The 19,862-nt window shown below is 64.7% G+C and carries 21 protein-coding genes; 13 read left to right on the forward strand and 8 right to left on the reverse strand.

Going from position 1 to position 19,862, the window contains the following annotated elements; all coding sequences use genetic code 11:
* Positions 1–8: 8 nt before the first annotated feature.
* Complete coding sequence (gene smpB, locus AC1RNP_RS06590) at positions 9–503, reverse strand: SsrA-binding protein SmpB (RefSeq protein WP_493050465.1); 495 nt, start codon at positions 501–503, stop codon at positions 9–11.
* Positions 504–589: 86 nt separating this feature from the next.
* Between smpB and AC1RNP_RS06595 the strand changes: the two genes are divergently transcribed.
* Both AC1RNP_RS06595 and AC1RNP_RS06600 read left to right on the forward strand, forming a co-directional pair.
* Positions 590–1,024: a type II toxin-antitoxin system RatA family toxin gene (locus AC1RNP_RS06595; protein WP_493050466.1), complete on the forward strand. Its 435-nt coding sequence runs from the start codon at positions 590–592 to the stop codon at positions 1,022–1,024.
* 2 nt (positions 1,025–1,026) lie between these two features.
* A complete protein-coding gene (locus AC1RNP_RS06600; protein WP_493050672.1) occupies positions 1,027–1,290 on the forward strand; it encodes an RnfH family protein in 264 nt (87 codons plus the stop codon).
* A gap of 66 nt (positions 1,291–1,356) precedes the next feature.
* On the opposite strand, the gene AC1RNP_RS06605 is transcribed toward AC1RNP_RS06600, so the two are convergent.
* Positions 1,357–1,752, reverse strand: coding sequence for an outer membrane protein assembly factor BamE (locus tag AC1RNP_RS06605; RefSeq protein ID WP_493050467.1), 396 nt, complete (start codon positions 1,750–1,752; stop codon positions 1,357–1,359).
* A 105-nt stretch (positions 1,753–1,857) separates the two neighbouring features.
* Here AC1RNP_RS06605 and fur point away from each other — a divergent pair, with 105 nt between their 5' ends.
* Positions 1,858–2,262 carry a ferric iron uptake transcriptional regulator gene (gene fur / locus AC1RNP_RS06610; protein ID WP_493050468.1) on the forward strand — a complete coding sequence of 135 codons (405 nt, stop codon included), beginning with the start codon at positions 1,858–1,860 and terminating at the stop codon, positions 2,260–2,262.
* A 45-nt stretch (positions 2,263–2,307) separates the two neighbouring features.
* On the opposite strand, the gene AC1RNP_RS06615 is transcribed toward fur, so the two are convergent.
* Both AC1RNP_RS06615 and recN read right to left on the reverse strand, forming a co-directional pair.
* Entirely contained in the window at positions 2,308–3,666 is a 1,359-nt protein-coding gene (locus AC1RNP_RS06615) for a prealbumin-like fold domain-containing protein (RefSeq protein ID WP_493050469.1), read from the reverse strand.
* 232 nt (positions 3,667–3,898) lie between these two features.
* Positions 3,899–5,590 (reverse strand): DNA repair protein RecN, encoded by a 1,692-nt coding sequence (gene recN / locus AC1RNP_RS06620; RefSeq protein WP_493050470.1) that lies wholly within the window; start codon positions 5,588–5,590, stop codon positions 3,899–3,901.
* Between the two features lie 130 nt (positions 5,591–5,720).
* Here recN and hrcA point away from each other — a divergent pair, with 130 nt between their 5' ends.
* The 5 genes from hrcA to AC1RNP_RS06645 all read left to right on the forward strand — a co-directional run bounded on the left by hrcA (position 5,721) and on the right by AC1RNP_RS06645 (position 11,647).
* On the forward strand, positions 5,721–6,779 hold the full coding sequence (hrcA, locus tag AC1RNP_RS06625) for a heat-inducible transcriptional repressor HrcA (protein ID WP_493050471.1): 1,059 nt from the start codon (positions 5,721–5,723) through the stop codon (positions 6,777–6,779).
* 207 nt (positions 6,780–6,986) lie between these two features.
* Positions 6,987–7,496, forward strand: coding sequence for a nucleotide exchange factor GrpE (gene grpE / locus AC1RNP_RS06630; RefSeq protein WP_493050472.1), 510 nt, complete (start codon positions 6,987–6,989; stop codon positions 7,494–7,496).
* Between the two features lie 126 nt (positions 7,497–7,622).
* Positions 7,623–9,542 carry a molecular chaperone DnaK gene (dnaK, locus tag AC1RNP_RS06635; RefSeq protein WP_493050473.1) on the forward strand — a complete coding sequence of 640 codons (1,920 nt, stop codon included), beginning with the start codon at positions 7,623–7,625 and terminating at the stop codon, positions 9,540–9,542.
* Between the two features lie 173 nt (positions 9,543–9,715).
* Positions 9,716–10,840 carry a molecular chaperone DnaJ gene (gene dnaJ, locus AC1RNP_RS06640; protein WP_493050474.1) on the forward strand — a complete coding sequence of 375 codons (1,125 nt, stop codon included), beginning with the start codon at positions 9,716–9,718 and terminating at the stop codon, positions 10,838–10,840.
* A 93-nt stretch (positions 10,841–10,933) separates the two neighbouring features.
* Entirely contained in the window at positions 10,934–11,647 is a 714-nt protein-coding gene (locus AC1RNP_RS06645; RefSeq protein ID WP_493050475.1) for a hypothetical protein, read from the forward strand.
* A gap of 21 nt (positions 11,648–11,668) precedes the next feature.
* Here the strand turns inward: AC1RNP_RS06645 and AC1RNP_RS06650 are convergent, their stop codons facing one another.
* Positions 11,669–12,349 carry a 2OG-Fe(II) oxygenase gene (locus tag AC1RNP_RS06650; RefSeq protein WP_493050476.1) on the reverse strand — a complete coding sequence of 227 codons (681 nt, stop codon included), beginning with the start codon at positions 12,347–12,349 and terminating at the stop codon, positions 11,669–11,671.
* 146 nt (positions 12,350–12,495) lie between these two features.
* On the opposite strand from AC1RNP_RS06650, the gene AC1RNP_RS06655 reads away from it, so the two are divergent.
* Positions 12,496–14,376 (forward strand): DUF3857 domain-containing transglutaminase family protein, encoded by a 1,881-nt coding sequence (locus AC1RNP_RS06655; protein ID WP_493050477.1) that lies wholly within the window; start codon positions 12,496–12,498, stop codon positions 14,374–14,376.
* A 102-nt stretch (positions 14,377–14,478) separates the two neighbouring features.
* On the opposite strand, the gene AC1RNP_RS06660 is transcribed toward AC1RNP_RS06655, so the two are convergent.
* Both AC1RNP_RS06660 and AC1RNP_RS06665 read right to left on the reverse strand, forming a co-directional pair.
* Entirely contained in the window at positions 14,479–14,772 is a 294-nt protein-coding gene (locus AC1RNP_RS06660; RefSeq protein ID WP_493050478.1) for a hypothetical protein, read from the reverse strand.
* Positions 14,773–14,803: 31 nt separating this feature from the next.
* Complete coding sequence (locus AC1RNP_RS06665) at positions 14,804–16,090, reverse strand: hypothetical protein (protein ID WP_493050479.1); 1,287 nt, start codon at positions 16,088–16,090, stop codon at positions 14,804–14,806.
* Between the two features lie 370 nt (positions 16,091–16,460).
* Here AC1RNP_RS06665 and AC1RNP_RS06670 point away from each other — a divergent pair, with 370 nt between their 5' ends.
* Entirely contained in the window at positions 16,461–16,820 is a 360-nt protein-coding gene (locus tag AC1RNP_RS06670) for a hypothetical protein (RefSeq protein WP_493050480.1), read from the forward strand.
* A gap of 56 nt (positions 16,821–16,876) precedes the next feature.
* A complete protein-coding gene (gene dapB, locus AC1RNP_RS06675) occupies positions 16,877–17,587 on the forward strand; it encodes a 4-hydroxy-tetrahydrodipicolinate reductase (protein ID WP_493050481.1) in 711 nt (236 codons plus the stop codon).
* Positions 17,588–17,625: 38 nt separating this feature from the next.
* Here the strand turns inward: dapB and AC1RNP_RS06680 are convergent, their stop codons facing one another.
* Positions 17,626–17,994 (reverse strand): hypothetical protein, encoded by a 369-nt coding sequence (locus AC1RNP_RS06680; protein WP_493050482.1) that lies wholly within the window; start codon positions 17,992–17,994, stop codon positions 17,626–17,628.
* Between the two features lie 277 nt (positions 17,995–18,271).
* Between AC1RNP_RS06680 and carA the strand changes: the two genes are divergently transcribed.
* Positions 18,272–19,411: a glutamine-hydrolyzing carbamoyl-phosphate synthase small subunit gene (carA, locus tag AC1RNP_RS06685; RefSeq protein WP_493050483.1), complete on the forward strand. Its 1,140-nt coding sequence runs from the start codon at positions 18,272–18,274 to the stop codon at positions 19,409–19,411.
* On the forward strand, positions 19,408–19,845 hold the full coding sequence (locus tag AC1RNP_RS06690; RefSeq protein WP_493050484.1) for a DUF6973 domain-containing protein: 438 nt from the start codon (positions 19,408–19,410) through the stop codon (positions 19,843–19,845). Before carA ends, AC1RNP_RS06690 begins: the two co-directional genes overlap by 4 nt.
* Positions 19,846–19,862 lie beyond the last annotated feature (17 nt).

Genomic DNA, 19,862 nt, shown 5'->3' on the forward strand with positions numbered 1-19,862 from the left:
TTTTCCGGTCAGGCGTCCTTGTTGTGCCGGCGCAGCAGCCGCTGCTTCTCGCGCGCCCAGTCGCGCTCCTTGCTGGCTTCGCGCTTGTCGTGCGCCTGCTTGCCCTTGGCCAGGGCGAGTTCGGCCTTGATGCGGTTGCCTTTCCAGTACAGCGCCGTCGGCACCAGGGTGTAGCCGTCGCGCTGGACGCGGCCGATCAGCGTGTCGATCTCGCGCCGGTGCAGCAGCAGCTTGCGGGTGCGGCGCTCGTCGGTGACCACGTGCGTGGACGCCGAGATCAGCGGCGTGATCTGCGAACCGAACAGGAACAGCTCGCCGCCACGCACCACCGCGTAGCTTTCGCCGATGTTGGCGCGGCCGGCGCGGATCGATTTCAGCTCCCAGCCCTGCAAGGCCAGGCCGGCTTCGTACCGCTCCTCGATGTGGTATTCGTGGCGCGCGCGCTTGTTCAGCGCGACGGTGCCGCCGCCGTTTGCCTTATTCTTGCTGTCCTTCTTGCCCATTGCGGAATTGTCCCATGTCGACAGGAGCGAGTGGGAATGGACCGCTCCTTCCGCCCCGACCGATTCCCGCCTGATTATTACCGTCCATGCCCACGATCCAGCGCAGCGCCCTCGTCGAACACTCCGCCGCCCGCATGTTCGCCCTTGTCAACGATGTCGCCGCCTACCCGCGCCGTTTCGAATGGTGCGAAGCCGCCGAGATCCTGGAAGCGGGCGAAACACGCCTGGTCGCGCGGCTCGACCTTGGGTTCGGCGCCCTGCGCACCTGGTTCACCACCGAGAACACGCTCTCGCCGCCGCACCACATCGATATGGCGCTGCGTGACGGGCCCTTCAAGCGGCTCGACGGCCGTTGGCAGTTCCATGCGCTCGACGAGTGTGCCTGCAAGGTGACGCTGACACTGGATTTCGAACCGCAAAACCGGCTGCTCGGCCCCGCGTTGGCGCTGGGCTTCCAGGGGCTGGCCGATCGCATGGTCGACGACTTCGTGCGCGTCGCCGATCGGGGTGAGGAGGCGTGAGCATCCGCGTGCAGGTCGTGCAGGCCTGGCCGCGACGCCAGCAGGCGGTCGAGGTCGTGCTGACGACGGATGCCACCGTCGCCGATGCGATCGTCGCCAGCGGGTTCGATACGGCTGGAATCGAAGGCTACGCGATCCACGGAGAACGCGCCGACGCCGGCCGGCCGCTGCGCGAAGGCGATCGCGTGGAGTTGCTGCGCGCCTTGCAGGCCGATCCGAAGCAGGCGCGGCGACGCCGCGCGATGCAGCGCAAGGAAAAGGATTAGGGCAGGGACGTCAGAGAGAGCCGGTCGGCTCTATCTACGAGAAACCATATCGACGAAAGCCGCGACTCAGCGGCCGCGTCCCTTTTTCTTGTCCTTGGGCAGGTTCGGGCCGAAGGCCTGGCGCAGATCCCTGGACAGCTTCTCGTCCTGCTCGGGGAAGTAGTCGCCATCCCATTTCGCCAGCGCGTCGTTCTCGAAATACAGCGTCAGGTTCTTGACCTCGGCGCGGCCGACACGGCCGGTGCGCTGCGAGGTGGTGTAGTCCCAGCGCTGGTTGTGGAACGGATCGGAGACCGACGGCGATCCCAGCAATGTGACCACCTGTTGCTTGCTCATGCCGACCTGCAGCTGGTCGACGGCAGTCTTTTCCAGCAGGTTGCCCTGATAGATCGGCTGTCGATACAGGATGCCGCAGCCGGCGGTGATCAGGGTCAGGAGAACGAGAATCAGGAACTTGCGCATGAATGGGCAGGCGAAGGAAATCTCGCCGATGATACACTCCCCGAGACCGCCGCGACCCACTCCACAGGCAGCTGGCGCTAAACCGTCAGTGAATGGAGACTCCCGATGGAATCGCAAGATTTACGCAAAGTGGGGCTGAAGGTGACGCATCCGCGGATGCGCATCCTGGAGCTGCTCGAGCAGAAGACCGCCCGTCACCACTTCACGGCCGAGGACATCTACAAGCAGCTGCTGGACAGCGGCGACGAAATCGGCCTGGCCACCGTCTATCGTGTCCTCACCCAGTTCGAGGCCGCCGGACTGGTGCTGAAGCACAACTTCGAGGGCGGCACGGCCGTCTATGAGCTCGACCGTGGCGGTCACCACGATCACATGGTCGACATCGACACCGGCAAGATCATCGAGTTCGAGAGCAGCGATATCGAGAAGCTGCAGCGGGAAATCGCCGAGAGGCACGGCTACGTGCTCGAAGAACACTCGCTCGTCCTGTACGTGCGCAAGAAGCGATAACCGCCGGCGCGCATTGCGGCCGGCGGTCCCCGAAGGTCTTCGCGATCACTGCACCGTGCAGGTCAGCTTGAAGGCCAGGAGACTCCCGGCGCTCATCGAGGGGATCAGCACGCCGCCATTCTGCAGGTTGGCCACGGACAGCTGGCCGGCTCCCGTGCCCTCGGTGGGGCAGGTCGCCAAGCCTGAACCTCTGGATTCGCAGTTGGGCGCGGGACCGAGCACGCAACTGGTGAGGTTGGGCGAGGGGCTGGGGTCCCTCAGCACGGCGTTGGCGACGGTCAGTGGCCCCGCATTGCTGATGAGGAGTTCATAGGTGCTGGTGGTCCCGCGCACCACGCTGTCGCCGCTCAGATCGCTTGCGCCAGAGGCTGGCGTATTGGTCTTGGTGAGCGAGAGATCGGCGATGTTGCGGGTGTTGGTGTAGTCGCAACGGTAGCTTCCCGAGGGCGTGATGGCCGATGCCGGAATGGTCACCGCGCCAGTCGCGGCGATCGTCGCCACCGTCGTGCCGCTGACGGTGTCGACGCAGCTTCCACTCACGCTCCAGCCCGCCGGCACCGTTTCGGTGACGGTGACATCGCCGGCGGCATTGGCGATGAAACGGGTCGGGCTGGCGACGAAAGTGTTTTGCGCGGTCGTGGTCAGGGTCTCGGTGCTCACGCTCGCATTGCTCAATGCGTAATCGAAGGTACCGACACCGTTGATCGTGCGCTTGCGGATCACCAGGGCAGGCTGGGCAAGCGACATCGTCAGGCCGTAGCCATCACCGCGATCGTTGAGGTCATTGCGGTCATACCAACGCAGCGTGATGGAACTGTAGGTGCCGTTGGCCTGCACGGAACCGCAGGCGCCGGTGGGATTGGTGCCGTCGGGAGCCTGACAACCGTTCTGATTGGCTTCCAGCCAGTTGTTGTTGAGCGCGTAGGTGCCCGGCGCATCCACGGTCAGCCCGCTGGTCGTGAGACGGGGGTTGCCCGAGAGCAGCGTCATCGTGTTGCCCGTGCCGAGCACGAAGGCCGGACGACCGTTATCGAGATTGGCGAAGTGGAATTTGGGATTTTCCACCGGCGCGTTGAAGGTGATGGTCCAGGTCTGCGCCGGCGTGCTGACGACGCAGCCGCCGATCCCGCCGATCCTGTCCACCACCGCGGCGAGCCAGTTCTGGCTGGCCAGCGGCGGCGTGGGCGTGAACCACGTGCCCGGGAAATTGGCGCCGGTCGGCGTTCCCGTGCCGAAAAAGCGGTTGTTGACGGCGGTCGTGCAGGCGGCGCGCGTCATGGTGATCGTGCCGCTCGGATTGCCCGCGAAATTGAAGGTGGTTGCGGTCTCGCTGCTCGGGCTGAACGTGGCGAAAGTCTCTCGCGCCTGTCCCGAGGCGCCGCCGGAGGCGAAAAGCAGGCCCATGAAAGCCGAGACGCAAGGCAGCAGCGCCCGTCGCGGCGCGCGAAAACACCGATGTTTCCTCATAAATCCCCTGTTTGGTGGCGTCCCTGTTACCAGTGACTTGTTGCTTCCCCGGGAATCAGTGTGACTGACGTCACATCAATTGCTTGTGAGGAAGGAAGGCAGGCCATCGAGATGGCCATCAGGGTGGAGCGATGAGGATCTGCGGAAAGAAGGGAATCAGCCCTTCGTGTCATCCGGCGTCACGCAGCAGCCGTTTCGCCGCCGCGCGTGCTTCGCTGCTGACTTCAACGCCGCCAAGCATTCGTGCCAGTTCTTCCTGGCGTTGCTTGGCATCGAGCAATTGCACCGCGCTCTGGGTGACGCCGGATGCCACGGCCTTGCTGACGCGGTAGTGGGCGTGACCTTGCGCGGCGACTTGCGGCAGATGCGTCACGCACAGGGCCTGGCGTTTGTCGCCGAGCGCGCGCAGCTTCTGGCCGACGATCTCGGCGACCGCGCCACCGATGCCCGAATCGACCTCGTCGAACACCATCGTCGGCACCGCGTCCGAACCGAGCGCGGCGACTTCAATGGCCAGCGAGATGCGCGACAGTTCGCCGCCCGAAGCCACCTTGCGCAATGCGCGCGGGGGCTGGCCGGCATTCGCCGATACCAGGAATTCGACCCGCTCTGCGCCCTGTGGATCAGGACGGGTTTCGGCTAGCGGTTCCAGCGCCACCTCGAAGCGGCCCACGCCCATGCCGAGTTCGGAAATCAGCGCCGAAGTCTTCGTCGACAGCGTCTTCGCGGCCTTTGCCCGCGCCTTGCTCAAGGTGTCCGCGGCCTTGCGCCAATCGGCGGTGGCGGCCTGAATTTCGCCATCGAGCACCTGCAGGCGGACGCTGGCATTGCGCAGATTCTCGAACTCCTGCAACAAGGCGTCGCGGTGCGCGGCCAACTCTTCCGGCGTGACGCGATGCTTGCGGGCGAGATCATGGATGCGGGACAGCTTGCCCTCCAGTTCCTCGAACTGCGCGGGATCGAGATCAAGATCGGCGCGCACGCGATCGAGCAGCACCGCCGCTTCGTCGATCTGGATGGCCGCGGCGTCCAGCATCGCGTCCACCTCGGCCAGGCGCGGTTCGTGTTCCTGCACGCGCGCCAGTTCATTGCGCAGTTGCTGGAGTTGTTGCGGCAAGGCCGGCGATTCGTCGCCGCCGAGCCGGGCATCGAAACCGCCCGACAGGCGGTTGAGGACGCTGTCGCAGGCGGCGATCAGGCCGGCGGCATGCGCGTGGCGGCGATGCGCGGCATTGAGTTCGGCGATCGCTTCGGGCGCCAGCGATTCGCGTTCGAGTTCGTCGAGTTGATGGCGTAGCCATGCACTGCGTTCGGACACGTCGCCGGTCTTGGAAAGCGTGTCGCGTTCGCGCAGCAGGCCACTCCAGCGGCGCGAAGCGGCACCCACTTGCGCCAGCGGGGCATCGTGGCCGCCGAAGGCATCGAGCAGGGCGAGCTGGCTCGGTTTGGACAGCAGCGCCTGGTGCTCGTGCTGGCCGTGGATCTCGACCAGGCACGCGGCCAGTTCCGCCAGTTGCGTCAGCGAGGCCGGACGGCCGTTGATCCAGGCGCGCGAACCGCCGTCGGCGCGCAGGGTGCGGCGCAGCTGGCAGGCATCGCCGTCATCCAGCTCCTGATCGCGCAGCCATGCCCGCGCCGCCGGCGCGTCGCCGAGGTCGAATTCGGCATGCAGCTCGGCGCGTTCGCTGCCGTGCCGCACCATGCCGCTGTCGGCGCGCTGGCCGGACAGGAAGCCCAGGGCGTCCACCAACAACGACTTGCCGGCGCCGGTTTCGCCAGAAATGACGGTCAAACCTGGGCCGAATTCCAGTTCGCTCGCCGTGACGACGGCGAAATCCTTGATGGCGAGACGTATGAGCATGCTGCACTAGTGTGCCGTGCGGCCCCGCAGCATGTCATCGGGGAGGCGCAAGGCTTGCGACTTGCCGAAGGCGGGCTTATATCGTCATCGGCCCGACCGGACAGTCCGAGCGCTTGAGCAAGTTCGCAAGATGACCCGTTCCCCAGACCGCGATCCGACGCTCGACCCGCGTGCGCGCCAGCTGCTGCGCACCCTGATCGCGCGCCACATCCGTGATGGCGAGCCGGTCGGCTCGCAGACGCTGGCGCGGCATGCCGGGCTCGACGTCAGTCCGGCGACGATCCGCAACATCCTCGCCGACCTGGAGGAAATCGGCCTGCTGTCGGCGCCGCACAGCTCCAGCGGACGCGTGCCGACGCCGCAGGGCTACCGCGTCTTCGTCGATTCGCTGTTGCAGGTGCGGCCGCTGCCGGACAGTGAGGTCGCGCGCCTGAAGAACGAGCTGCCGGCCGGCAGCGGCACCCAGTCGCTGCTCGGCAGCGCCTCGGAACTGGTCTCGGCGATGACGCATTTCGTCGGCGTGGTCAGCGTGCCGCGGCGCGAACAGTTCGCCTTCCGCCACATCGATTTCGTGCCGCTCGACGGCAAGCGGGTGATGGCGATCCTGGTGTTCGCCGACAACGATGTGCAGAACCGCATCGTCGAACCGCGCCGTGTTTTCGATCCGGGCGAACTGGAGCGCGTGGCCAATTACCTCAACGTCAATTTCGCAGGCCGTCCGCTGTCCGAGATCCGTGCCACGCTGCTGCACGAGATGCGGGTGGCGCAGAACGAGATGGAAAGCCTGCTCTCGCACACGGTCGAACTGGCCGAGCAGGTGCTGGCGCCGGACGTGATCGACCGCGGCAACGACGACATGGTCGTCGCCGGCCAGACGCGCCTGATCGGCGTGCAGGACCTGTCCGACCTCGACCGGCTGCGTGACCTGTTCGAAGCCTTCGCCCGCAAGCGCGAGATCCTGCAATTGCTGGAGCGCACCGTGCGCGCCCCGGGCGTGCGCATCTTCATCGGCGAGGAAACCGGACTGGCGCCGCTGGAAGGCGTTTCGCTGGTCACGGCGCCGTATGCCGCGGGCGGGCGCGTGCTGGGCGTGCTCGGGGTGATCGGCCCTACGCGCATGGCCTACGATCGCGTCATCCCCGTGGTGCAGGCCACGGCGGAAGTGCTCGGGGCGGCGTTGAGCGAGTAGCGCGGTGCCGGGGCCGTCTTTCGGCCCGATGACGCCTTCCAATCGGGACTTCGGCGAATCCATCGCCTGTTCCAGGCTTGAATCGCCCCCGGACAGCCCCGATAGCTAGGCCCGGTCCAAGGCCAAGCGCATGCCGACCCGACCGGCTCGGCGGGGATTGGCGTGGCCCGCGCACGGACAGAAGATGAACCGATTCCAGGATACGCAATGACCACAGAACCGCAGTTCGACCCCAATGCCCAGACGGCCCCGGAAGCCGACACCCAGGCCGACGTCATCGAGGCGCTGAAGGCCGAGATCGAGCAACTGCGCGCGCAGTTCCTGCTCGAGCGCGCCGACCTGGACAACCAGCGCAAGCGCCTGGCCCGCGACATCGAGATCGCCCGCAAATTCGCCAACGAGCGCCTGCTCGCCGACCTGCTGCCGCTGTTCGACAGCATGGAAGCCGGCCTGTCCGCGGCGGCCGAATCCGACCCGCTACGCGAAGGCCTCGAGTTGACGCTGAAGCAACTCCACCGCATCGCCGAGAACAACGGCCTCACCGAGGTCGCGCCGCTGGCCGGCGACACCTTCGACCCCGAGAAGCATCAGGCCATGAGCCTGGTCGAGGCGCCGGGCGTGCCGCCGGGCGCGGTCGCGCAGTTGTTCCAGAAGGGCTACCTCCTCAACGAGCGCCTGTTGCGTCCGGCGCTGGTGGTGGTGGCCAGGCACGACTGAATGAACGCCGCCGGGCAGGGCACTTGTCACGACGGATGCTTGAACAGCCGGCCCCCGACCCCAGATAGCCCCTAGTGGCGGCGCGGCCGCCAAACGCAAAAACGAAATTCCGAGAGGGAAACAGCAATGGCAAAAATCATCGGTATCGATCTCGGCACGACCAACTCGTGCGTGGCGATCATGGAAGGCGGCAAGGCCCGTGTCATCGAGAACAGCGAAGGTGACCGCACCACGCCGTCGATCGTGGCCTACAGCAAGGACGGCGAAGTCCTGGTCGGCGCCAGCGCCAAGCGCCAGGCCGTCACCAACCCCAAGAACACCTTCTACGCGGTGAAGCGCCTGATCGGCCGCAAGTTCACCGACGCCGAAGTGAAGAAGGATCTCGACCTGGTGCCCTACGGCATCGTCGCCCACGACAACGGCGACGCCTGGGTGGCGACCTCCGACGGCAAGAACCTGGCGCCGCAGGAAGTCTCCGCGCGCGTGCTGGAGAAGATGAAGAAGACGGCCGAAGCCTACCTCGGCGAGACCGTCACCGAAGCCGTCATCACCGTGCCGGCCTACTTCAACGACAGCCAGCGCCAGGCCACCAAGGACGCGGGCCGGATCGCCGGCCTCGACGTCAAGCGCATCATCAACGAACCGACCGCAGCCGCGCTGGCCTATGGCCTCGACAAGGAAGGCGGCGACCGCAAGATCGCCGTGTACGACCTCGGCGGCGGCACCTTCGACGTCTCGATCATCGAGATCGCCAACGTCGACGGCGAGAAGCAGTTCGAAGTGCTGTCCACCAACGGCGACACCTTCCTCGGCGGTGAGGACTTCGACAAGCGCGTCATCGACTATCTCGTCGACGAATTCCAGAAGGACCAGGGCATCGACCTGCGCAAGGACCCGCTGGCCCTGCAGCGCCTGAAGGATGCGGCCGAGCGCGCCAAGATCGAACTGTCGTCCTCGCAGCAGACCGAAGTGAACCTGCCTTACGTGACGGCGGACGCGTCCGGTCCGAAGCACCTGAACATCAAGCTGACCCGCGCCAAGCTCGAATCGCTGGTCGAGGATCTGGTCAAGAAGACCATCGACCCCTGCCGCACCGCGCTCAACGACGCCGGCCTGCGCGCAGGTGACATCGCCGAGGTGATCCTCGTCGGCGGCCAGACCCGCATGCCGAAAGTGCAGCAGGCCGTGGCCGAGTTCTTCGGCAAGGAACCGCGCAAGGACGTCAACCCCGACGAAGCCGTGGCGATTGGCGCGGCGGTGCAGGGTGGCGTGCTCGCCGGCGACGTGAAGGACGTGCTGCTGCTCGACGTGACCCCGCTGTCGCTCGGCATCGAAACCCTGGGCGGCGTGTTCACCAAGATCATCGAGAAGAACACCACGATTCCGACCAAGGCCTCGCAGACCTTCTCCACCGCCGAGGACAACCAGTCCGCCGTCACCGTGCACGTGCTGCAGGGCGAGCGCGAACAGGCCCGCTACAACAAGTCGCTGGCCAAGTTCGACCTCACCGGCATCGACGCGGCGCCGCGCGGCATGCCGCAGGTGGAGGTGTCCTTCGACATCGACGCGAACGGCATCGTCCACGTCACCGCCAAGGACAAGAAGACCGGCAAGGAACAGAAGGTCGAGATCAAGGCCGGCTCGGGCCTGTCGGACGACGAGATCCAGCGCATGGTCGCCGACGCCGAAGCGCACCGCGAGGAAGACAAGAAGTTCCATGAGCTGGTGAACGCCCGCAACCACGCCGACGCACTGATCCACACCGCGCGCAGCGCGATCAAGGACAGCGGCGACAAGGTGCCGGGAGACGTGATCGGCCGCACCGAAGGCGCGATCGCCGAACTGGAGACCGCGATGAAGGGCGACGACAAGGCGCAGATCGAAGCCAAGTCGAAGGCGCTGGAGGAAGCCGCGCAGTCGCTGTTCGCCGCCGCCGCCGCGCAGTCCTCGGACGGAGACCACGGCGGTGACGCCGGTGCCGCGCCGAAGAGTGACGACGTGGTGGATGCCGAGTTCACCGAAGTCAAGGACGAGGACAAGAAGTAACGCTTTGCTCTTCCTTCTCCTGCCGGGAGAAGGTGCCCCGCAGGGGCGGATGAGGGCAGGGGAGTTCCGGCCCACGGGACGTTTCCCTGCAAGTGATTTTCCCGCCCTCATCCGGCGCTCCGCGCCACCTTCTCCCGGGGGGAGAAGGGAAAAGCGACGCCTGCCGATAGCCTATGAGCAAACGCGACTACTACGAAGTCCTGGGCGTAGCCCGCAACGCCAGCGACGAAGAGCTGAAGAAGGCTTATCGCCGCTGCGCGATGAAGCACCACCCCGACCGCAATCCCGGCGACAAGGCCGCGGAGGCCGCGTTCAAGGAGTGCAAGGAAGCCTACGAAGTGCTGTCCGACGGCGGCAAGCGCCGCATGTACGATCAGCATGGCCACGCCGCGTTCGAGCATGGCATGGGCGGTGGCAACGCCGGCCCGGGCTTCGCCGACATGGGCGACATCTTCGGCGACATCTTCGGAAACATCTTCGGCGGTGGTGCCGCGCGCGGTCCGCGCCGTGGCGCCGACGTCGGCTACGTGATGGAACTCGATCTCGAGGAAGCCGTCGCCGGCACCGAGAAGCGCATCGAGATTCCGACCCTGATCGCCTGCGCGCCCTGCAACGGCACCGGCTCGGAAGACGGCAAGCTCGAAACCTGCAGCACCTGTCATGGCCGTGGCCAGGTCCGCTTCCAGCGCGGCATCTTCTCGATGCAGCAGCCGTGTCCGGATTGCCATGGGCGCGGCCAGACGTTCAAGAGCCCGTGCAAGGTCTGCCGCGGCAACGGACGTGTCGAGGAAGAGAAAGTGCTGTCGGTGAAGATTCCTGCCGGCGTCGACAATGGCGACCGCATTCGCCTGTCCGGCGAGGGCGAGGCCGGTCCGCCGGGATCGCCGCCCGGCGATCTCTACGTCGAGGTTCGCGTGCGTCCGCACGAGATCTTCGAGCGCGACGGCGATGATCTGCATTGCGAGGTCCCGATCCGCATTTCCCAGGCCGCGCTCGGCGACGTGGTGCGCGTGCCCACGCTCAACGGCGAGGCCGAAATCCGCATCCCCGCCGAAACCCAGACCGGCAAGGTGTTCCGCCTGCGCGAGAAGGGTGTGAGGTCGGTGCGCAGCCGTGGCGTCGGTGATCTCTACTGCAAGGTCGTGGTCGAGACGCCGGTCAACCTCACCACCGAGCAGCGCGAATTGCTGGATAAGTTCGAAGCCACCTTTGTGGGCGAGGGCGCGCGGCGTCATTCGCCGAAGTCGAGCACCTTCGTCGATGGCGTCAAAGGTTTCTGGGAACGCATGACGTCGTAACGACGTAGTCATTCCGTAAAAATGGGAGTCTGTGTCTTTTAGTGTTGCGGTGCTGAAAGGGATATTTCGCGGCCTAGTCCATCTGGGGGGGCCATGGGTACTGTGGAACGGGTGGATTTTTCGCAACCCGAAGCGCAAAGACTTGCTGAGCTTCTCAGCATTCAGATAGATCTTCTCGACGTGCAGCAGTATTGCTTCATGTTGCGAGATTCGATCGACCCGGCGTTAGCAGAACCATATGCTCGTGCAGCTCTCACCAAGGCTGCCGCCGTTTCCTACGGTCGTATTGGAGGTCCAGGTGCAAGATCGGTAGGAGTCTCTGATCTTGTGGCCCGATTGCCGGATGAGCTTAAGCGTTGGAATTCCTTCTTCAAGGATTTCCGCGATAAGTTTATAGCGCACTCTGTTAACACGTTTGAGGAGTTGCGTGTCGATGCATTGGTTGAAGTGGGCGACGATGGACGATGTTTTGTTCAAAGTGTTGCTCCATCGAATGGGCGCCGCACTTATCTCGCGCCAGACGAAGTTCAAGCATTCTTAGACCTTGCCCAAGCGATGCTAAGTCTTGTCAATGAGAAGATTGGACACGAAACCCAGCTAGTGCTAGCCGCGGCTAGATCGATGCCAGATCAGTTCTTCCTCGACAGAATTGGGCATCCCATCATCCCGTATGGGCTTCCAGCGAAAGTAGGGAAGAGGCGTGCTGCCTTTGGAGAGAAGAAGCCAAAAAGGCCAGACAGGCGTGTTGGAAAGGGGGCGCAGGATCGACAGTCTGAAGAAGAAGGGAGCGACAAGTCGGACTTTTAAGTAGTCCTGGGTATGCTTGCCTCAATCGTGGCGCGCATTGACACCGCGCCGCGCGCCCCAGCGGGCATCCAGAGAACCCGCGATCTTCTTCACCAAGCGCGAGAACCGCCCCCGGCGATTCTTGCGCTGCAACTCCTCCGCACTGGTCAGCCACGCCACCTGGATCACCCGGCGCTCGCCTTCGAACGGCAGGTGCCCGTGCCAGGAATTGTCCGCACGCCGGAACGCCACCAGCATGCCGTACACCGGCCGGATCTCCGGCGCTGCCAGCGATTCGATGTCGTCACCGCGATGCAGGAAGCGCAGGCAGCCCTCGCTGGTCCGCGGCCAATCCTCGTTGAGATAGAGCAGGGCGGTGGCGATCTTCGACTTGCTGTCGGTATGGATCGTGCCGTGGCGCCGGTTGACGGCGTCGCTCACCGTGACGATCGCAGGATGCTCGGACAGCCGTCCCAGCCCAAGCCTGGCCCCCAGGGCATCCGCAAATGCCGGCGATGTCATCTCGGCCACCAGTGCCCGCATCGAGCTTCCGCAATCCTCGTCCTGGTACGGAAAGAAACCGGCGCAGCGATAGCGCGGGAAATCGGCGGCAAGGGCGCCGCGTTCGGCCTCCGGCAACTGCGCCGGCGCGATCATGAACGCGAACGGCGCCGTGGCGACCTGGACATCCGGATGATCGAGACGAGCAGGATCCAGCAGCATAGCGATCGGCAACTCCGGCAACGGTTGCGAAATCGGCCCCTGTCAGCGCCGGATCATACCGCCGATTCGTGAGGGCACGTCCCGTACCGGTTTTCCGGTAGGATTTCCCACTGAACAGGCGAAGGATTCGTCTCTACGGGGGATTTATGTTGAAACACCTATCGGGCCGCCAACTGCTGGCGGCGCTCGCCATGCTGTACGCATTCAATGCGAATGCTGTCGCCGAGGAAGAGGCGCCCGAGCGTTTCGTGCAGAACGAACGCGATCACACCGCTTACATCGTCAATGCCGACGGTTCCTACGTCGAACAGCGCGAGTGGGCGCTGAAGGTGCTCAAGGAGCAGGCGCTGGAGGCGGTGAAGGAAGCCTCGATCAGCTACAGCACCAGCATCCAGAAAGCCGAGGTGCTGCAGGCCTACACGCTCAAGCCGGACGGCCGCCGCATCGACGTGCCCAAGTCGAACTACCAGGTGCAGACCAACGGCGGCAAGGACGACGGTGGACCTGTGTTTTCCGACCACAGCTCACTCACCGTGGTCTTCCCGGAACTCGCCGTTGGCGACACGGTGGTCTTCTCCTACAAGCTTGTCGCCAGCCAGCCGATGTTCGACGGCCAATTCTCCGTCGTCGACGGTTTCTCCAGCGACACCTACTACGGCGACGGGAAGATCAGCATCGACGCGCCCGTTTCGCTGCAGGCGCAATACCAGGCCTGGAATCTGAAGCAAACCCGCGACGAAACCAAGAACGGCCGCAGATTGCTGGAATGGTCGTACAGCAACACCGCGCCGAAGAAGAACAAGGACGACGCGGCTGCCATCTACGACATCGAAAAGAGCATCGCGGTGGCTTATTCCACTTTCGGCAGCTATGCCGACATCGCCGACGCCTACGGCAAGCGCGCCTTGCCGAAGGCCGCGGTGACGCCCCGCATCCAGAAGCTCGCCGACGAGATCACCGCCGGCAAGCAGCAGCCGCGCGATGTCGCCAAGGCGTTGTACGAGTGGGTATCGACCAACATCACCTACGCCGGCAACTGCATCGGCCTCGGCGCGGTCGTGCCGCATGATCTCGATTTCATCCTCGACAACAAGATGGGCGACTGCAAGGACCATGCGACCTTGCTGCAGGCACTGCTCGCGGCCAAGGGCATTTCGAGCGAACAGGACCTGATCAACTCCGGCAACCTCTACACGCTGCCGAAAATCCCGGTGGCCTCGATGGTCAACCACGTCTTCAACTACATCCCGTCGCTGGACTTGTACGCCGATGCCACCGCCAAGGGCATTCCGTTCGGCATGCTGCCCATCCAGAGCGCAGGAAAACCCATCCTGCCGGTCGGCGGCGAACGCAAGGAAGCCCGCACACCGGCGTGGCCGCTGGGCAGCAACCGGCAGCGCATGAGCACGGTGCTGAAGATCCAGGCGGACGGATCGGTCACCGGCAAGGTCAAGGTGGAATTGAACGGGATGTACGCGATCGCGGCCCGCGCCGGGTTCCGCGACGTGTCCAAGGACACCTACAAGGACGTGACCAAGAACTTCTTCCAGAACATGGGGCTCATCGCCAGTGGCACGTTCACATCCGATGACCCCAAGCCGCTGCTCGACACCTACAGCTACAGCAGCGAGTTCGAGGTGAAGGAAATGCTGCCGATCCCCGGCGCCTTCCGCATTGCGCCCGCCTTCTTCAACATCTCCTCGGTCGCGCACTTCGCCAACGCGGCCACCGGCGAGATCGACGAGAAGAACGAGACGACTTGCGTGAGCGGTTATTCCGAGGAGGAGTACGTCTACGAATTCCCGGAGCAGGTGAAGGTGGTCGCGGTCCCGTCGGACCTGGCCGTGGCGGGCGACGCGCTCGACTACAAGGCGACCTACGAACTGAAAGACAACGTGCTGAAGGTCAAGCGCATCTTCGACGACCGCACGCCGGGTGCGACCTGCACGCCGGCCTTCAACAAGGCCTACCAGGAATTCACCAAGAAGGTGTTGCCGAACCTGAAGGCGCAAGTCGTCTATCAGTGATCACGGGAAGGAACAGCGCGCTTGCTGGCGGCGTACCCGCCAGCAAGCGTGACGTAGTGAAGACGGCACGGTTTCTCGCGCAATGGCGATATCAAGCCTGAATCACCACGTCGGCGCATCATCCGATTCGCCGTCGTCGTCGGTGTGCTCCTTCATATCCTGGCCATGGGCCTCCGCGAGCAGGAGTTTGATCCTATCGTCGCTTGCTTCGGCGCCCACTGCGCCCAGGCTTTCCTCTAAATCCTCTGCGCTTGGGTCTTGACGCTTCAATAGAGCCTCATAGGCTTCCTCGTTATCTACATAAAACGCGCTGGCGGGACTCGCAGAGAATCCCAGAATCAGGCCAGCGGATAGGCCGCCCCATTGCAGGGCCGCGGATGGAAACCGTCGTTTCATTTGATTCGTCTCCTGATAGTGTTCGCGCGAATCACGGGAGTAGCGCGTAGACCGCATTGGTGTTGTGCGCACCGTCTTCGGCGACACCGACCACCCAGTCGCCGTTCGGCGAAATCCCCTGCAATCCGCTGACCTTGCCGCCCTCGAACAAGTCGATGGCCTCGGTGCCGCCGGTCGGCGTCCAGATCGCCGCCTGCAGGTTTTCGTCGGCGTTCTCGCTGACGAGCGCCACGGTGTCGTCATTGGCCAAGCCGGTCGCTCTCACCCGGGTGCCGCCGGAGATCGGTGAAATCAGGCTGAGATCGTCCGTCGCGGGATCCCAGAAACCAACGCCACGATGACCTTGGGCCGTGCGGTAGACGAACACCGCATGTCCGGCATTGTTGAGGTACTTGCCGCGATTGAGCGGACTGTCTTGCAAATCATCGAGCAGTTCCGGCGCGCTGCTGGGACTGGACCAGAATGCGGTGACGGGAACATCCGGCGCGGGGAAATGGCAGGTGCCCAAGGCCTGATTCGCGTCATTGATCGCGCTCACGGTACAGAATGTGGCGCCCGCCGGACGCGGCAGGCTGGTGATCACATAGCCGGCGAGCAGGCCATTGGCCTGGGCGACCTTGCCCTGGAAGATACCGCCGCTGGGGCAATTCAGCGCCACGCTGGGGCGACCATTGATCAGGCTGTCATTCACGTCCATGGCGATGCAGTTGTCGGCGGCGGTGGACACCGGAATGGCAGTATTGCTGCCCGGCAACCAGATGACCGCAGTGGCCTTGGCTGTCCCGCTCAGGCTTTCGCCCACCACGGCGCCGGCCTGGTTATGGGCGGTCACGCTCGAGCTGGCGTCGGCCAGAATGCCGAGGATGCCTTGCAGGGGCCTGAGTTCCGTCGGCGCATCGCCGGGGGCCGCGGCCTCCCAGGTGACCGCCATGCCGATATCCGTTTCATCGACGCAGGACCCCACGATCAGGCCGGAAGCGGTAATGCCGCCAGCCGAGCAGCTTTGACCTTGCGCCAGGGGAAGCAACGGAGTTTCGAAACCGACTATCAGCGACACCCAGGGAACGCTGGGCCCATTGCCATTGGCCGGGCTGCATGTGCCGACCGCGATGCCATTGTCGGCCACGTCATTGGCGGCGCATTGCGCACCGGCCGTGTGGCCTTCTTCATTCAGGATGATGGCATGTGCCTGCATGGACGGAAGAATGCCGAGCACGCCTGTGAGGATCGTCACGGCGAGAGTGCTACGGGTTTGTTTCGCGGGTGCTGTCATGTCGGTTGCCTCTTGGATACGGCACGGATGGGGGCGATCCAACATAGGCAGGCCGTGCCGGGGGGCAACTGAAAACCCGCGCGAAAGTCACGAAAAATCCTGTCGCTTCAAAGCGCTAAAAAAATTTCATGGGCGATGAAATGTCTCATCAGGACGGCAGGTCGGGAGGGGAGGCAGGGAATCCGTGGCAAACACGAATTTTTGCCAGTGATGTCACAACGCGCCGTCATTCCCAAGCGTATGACTACCGGCCAGCAATACGGTTTCGCGCTTTGCTCCAGGGACAGGGGGAGCCATGCCTCGGGAATCTCCGGCAAGCAGTACGAATACTCCACGCGTTTCTTCGATGCCACGACGGCGGCGTTGGAGTGTAGGCGAACTTCGCTACCTTCAAGCCCGTGCAGGAACCCGCACCGTGGAACAGTTGAGCCATGCGCTACGACGCAGCGAACGTGCGCTGCGTTGCAAGCTGCATCGCCTGAGACTGAGCGCCCGAGTCGTGGAAGGCTGGAGCCTGCGCGAATTGCGTGCCAGCCTGCGGATGAGCGTCAAGCAGGTGCTGCGCCACATCGTCGCGGGCCGCCTGCGTGTGCAATGCGCGCAGGTGCGTGGCGCGGGAATCGCCGGCATCGGCAAGGCAGCGCCACATTCGGGTTGGAAGCGGGTTTGCGCGGAAGTCCTGCGAGGCCGATGGCGATTGAGTCGATTGCGCGTCAGCGAGACGTCAGTGCAGCGCTTCCACGCGCTCTCGGCACAGCCTGTTTCCCGGCCATGATGGCGGTATCTGGCGACGTGCTTGCCGGACCGCACGCGCGCCGTTAGCCTGCTCGAATGAGCGAACCCGTCCGAATCCTGATCCATGGCGCGTCCGGGCGCATGGGGCAATCCCTGTTACGTCTCGGTGCCGCGCGCCAGGATTGCAGCATCGTCGCCGCGGTGTCGGCGCGTTCCCCCGCACAGCGTGTCGTCGATGGCGTCCCGTGTTTCTCGGCGTCGGAGCTGTCCGGCGTGCCGGAATTCGACGTCGCCATCGATTTCAGCCTGCCGGAAGGCTTCGACGCGATCCTCGCCCTGTGCGCGAGCCGTGGCACCGGCTTCGTCTCGGGCACTACCGGCCTGTCGGAAGCGCAGCGTACGGACCTGCAGGCGGCGGCGGTCCGCATTCCGGTGTTGTGGGCGGCGAATTTCAGTCTGGGTGTCGCCGTGCTCGAGGAACTGGTCGAACGCGCCGCCTCGGCGCTGCGCGGCTGGGACTGCGACATCGTCGAGGCCCACCACACGCAGAAGAAGGACGCGCCCTCCGGCACCGCGCTCGCGCTCGGCATCGCGGCGGAGCGGGGCGGGGCGCAGCCGCGCTACGCCAGCCTGCGCGCCGGTGACATCGTCGGGGAGCACACCGTTCAGTTCACCGCCACCGGCGAGCGGATCGAACTGATCCATCGCGCCAGCAATCGTGACATCTTCGCGCGTGGCGCGTTGCATGCCGCCGTTGGGCTGGCGGGGCGTGTCGCGGGGCAATATCGGCTGCGTGATTTGCTGTAGTGTCCGGCAATCGCGGCTGGATTCGTCAGAGCATCGCGTCAATCCGGAGCGGAAACGAAAATTGCAACGCCCAACAGCACCGATAGGATCGCAGCCAGGATCCCAAAGCCGATCAACATTCCTAACGCGGTCCGTGTTCGGTCCTTGATCACCAAGCCGATGCCGAGCGCGTAGGCCGCGGGCCACGGCAACAGCAGTGTCAGCGTGGAAACACGGCGCGGATGAATCACTTCGGGCAATGCTGCCGCCAACGCGCTACCCGCCACATACGTGATCACGCCGCCAGCGAGCAGACACAAGAAGAACAACCCGATACCTGCGGCAAGCGAGCCACGCTTCGGATCGACCGGAAGCCGGTGGCGGAGGGCGGCACGCGGCGGCGCGTAAAGGTTTTCTGTCTCGTTCACACCACCGCCTGACGTGTCTATCTCTCCCGGCACAGTATCCGCCACCCGCCCACGGTGGCGACGGCACGCCAGACCGGCCTGAGAGCGTGGGAATATGCCCAAGCGGGAAGAAATACCGCCGCTGCCGTGGCTTAGACGCCGCCTGGGCGTTTTACGCGGGACCGCTGGCGAAGCGGCCCCGTCGCAGGTACAATTCTCGCTCGCCTGATTCCCCCTGCCTCCGGACCGGTTCCGCGCCGCTTCGGTGGTTTCTTGCAACCCGACGTAGGCGAAATCCGTGATTGAAACTGCAATCCTCGCGCTTGAAGACGGCACCGTCTTCGAGGGCGTTTCCGTAGGCGCGCCCGGTCTTTCCGTGGGCGAGGTGGTGTTCAACACCGCCATGACCGGCTATCAGGAAATCCTCACCGATCCGTCCTACGCCCGTCAGATCGTCACGCTGACCTATCCGCACATCGGCAACACCGGCTGCACCGACCAGGACGACGAGGCCGGCAAGGTCTGGGCCTCCGGCCTGATCGTGCGCGACGTGCCGCGCCGCCCCAGCAACTGGCGCAGCCAGGTAGCGCTGCCGGAATGGCTGCGCCAGCGCGGCGTGGTGGCGATCGCCGACATCGACACCCGCAAGCTCACGCGCCTGCTGCGCGACCGCGGCGCGCAGAACGGCGCGCTGATGGCCAGCGCGGCGCCTATCGAGCAGGCCGACGTCGACAAGGCGATCGAAGCCGCCCGCAAGTTCCCGGGCCTGAAGGGCATGGACCTGGCGAAGGAAGTCAGCACGCGCAGTTCGTATCCCTGGCGCGACGGGCAGCTCGATCTCGACCGCAACACCTTCGCGAGCGCTGAAGCGAAGTTCAAGGTCGTCGCCTACGACTTCGGCGTGAAGCGCAACATCCTGCGCATGCTGGCCGAACGCGGGTGCGATGTGATCGTGGTGCCGGCGCAGACCTCCGCCGAGGACGTGCTGGCGCTGAAACCCGACGGCGTGTTCCTGTCCAACGGCCCGGGCGATCCGGAGCCTTGCGACTATGCGATCGCCGCGATCCGCAGCTTCCTCGAGAAGAAGATCCCCACCTTTGGCATCTGCCTCGGCCATCAGTTGCTCGGCCTGGCCTCCGGCGCGCGGACGCTGAAGATGAAATTCGGCCACCACGGCGCCAACCATCCGGTCATCGACCTCGATTCCAAGCGCGTGATGATCACCTCGCAGAACCACGGCTTCGCCGTCGACGAGGCCACGCTGCCGGCCAATGTGCGCGTCACGCACCGTTCGCTGTTCGACGGCAGCAACCAGGGCATCGCACTGACAGACGCGCCGGCATTCAGCTTCCAGGGGCACCCGGAAGCCTCGCCCGGCCCGCATGACGTCTCGCCGCTGTTCGATCGCTTCGTGACGATGATGGAGCGCTCTGCTTGACGGCCAACCGGCGCCCGCGCTGGAAACGCCTGAAGTGGCTCGCGCTCGTCGCACTGCTGCTGGCCGCCTATCCGTGTTTCGTGTTCACGACGGTGTACGTGCACTGGTTCGTGGCCAATCTTCCGGGCGGACGCAACGGCCCTTCCGACGCCTATCGTCATGCGCTCGCCAGCGCCACGGTCGCTTACACCGGATCACCGCGCTGGGTGGAGTGGGTGACCGCGGTGATGGAGCGTGGCGGCGAGGGCAGCGACAGCCGCGCCATGGATGCGCACAACAACCGTATCGGCGCCCGCATCGGCGCGGAGGCGACGGCCTGGCGGCAGATGCAGTATCAGGTCATGAATGCCGTCGAGAACGGCGCGGTCAACACCAAGGACGAGACACAAATCACCTGGCTGCCGCCCGAGCGGTGGCAGAACCGCATGTATTAAGCCTGCTTGTATCAAGA

This window comes from Luteimonas sp. GW821-FHT14E02 (genome assembly GCF_058803905.1).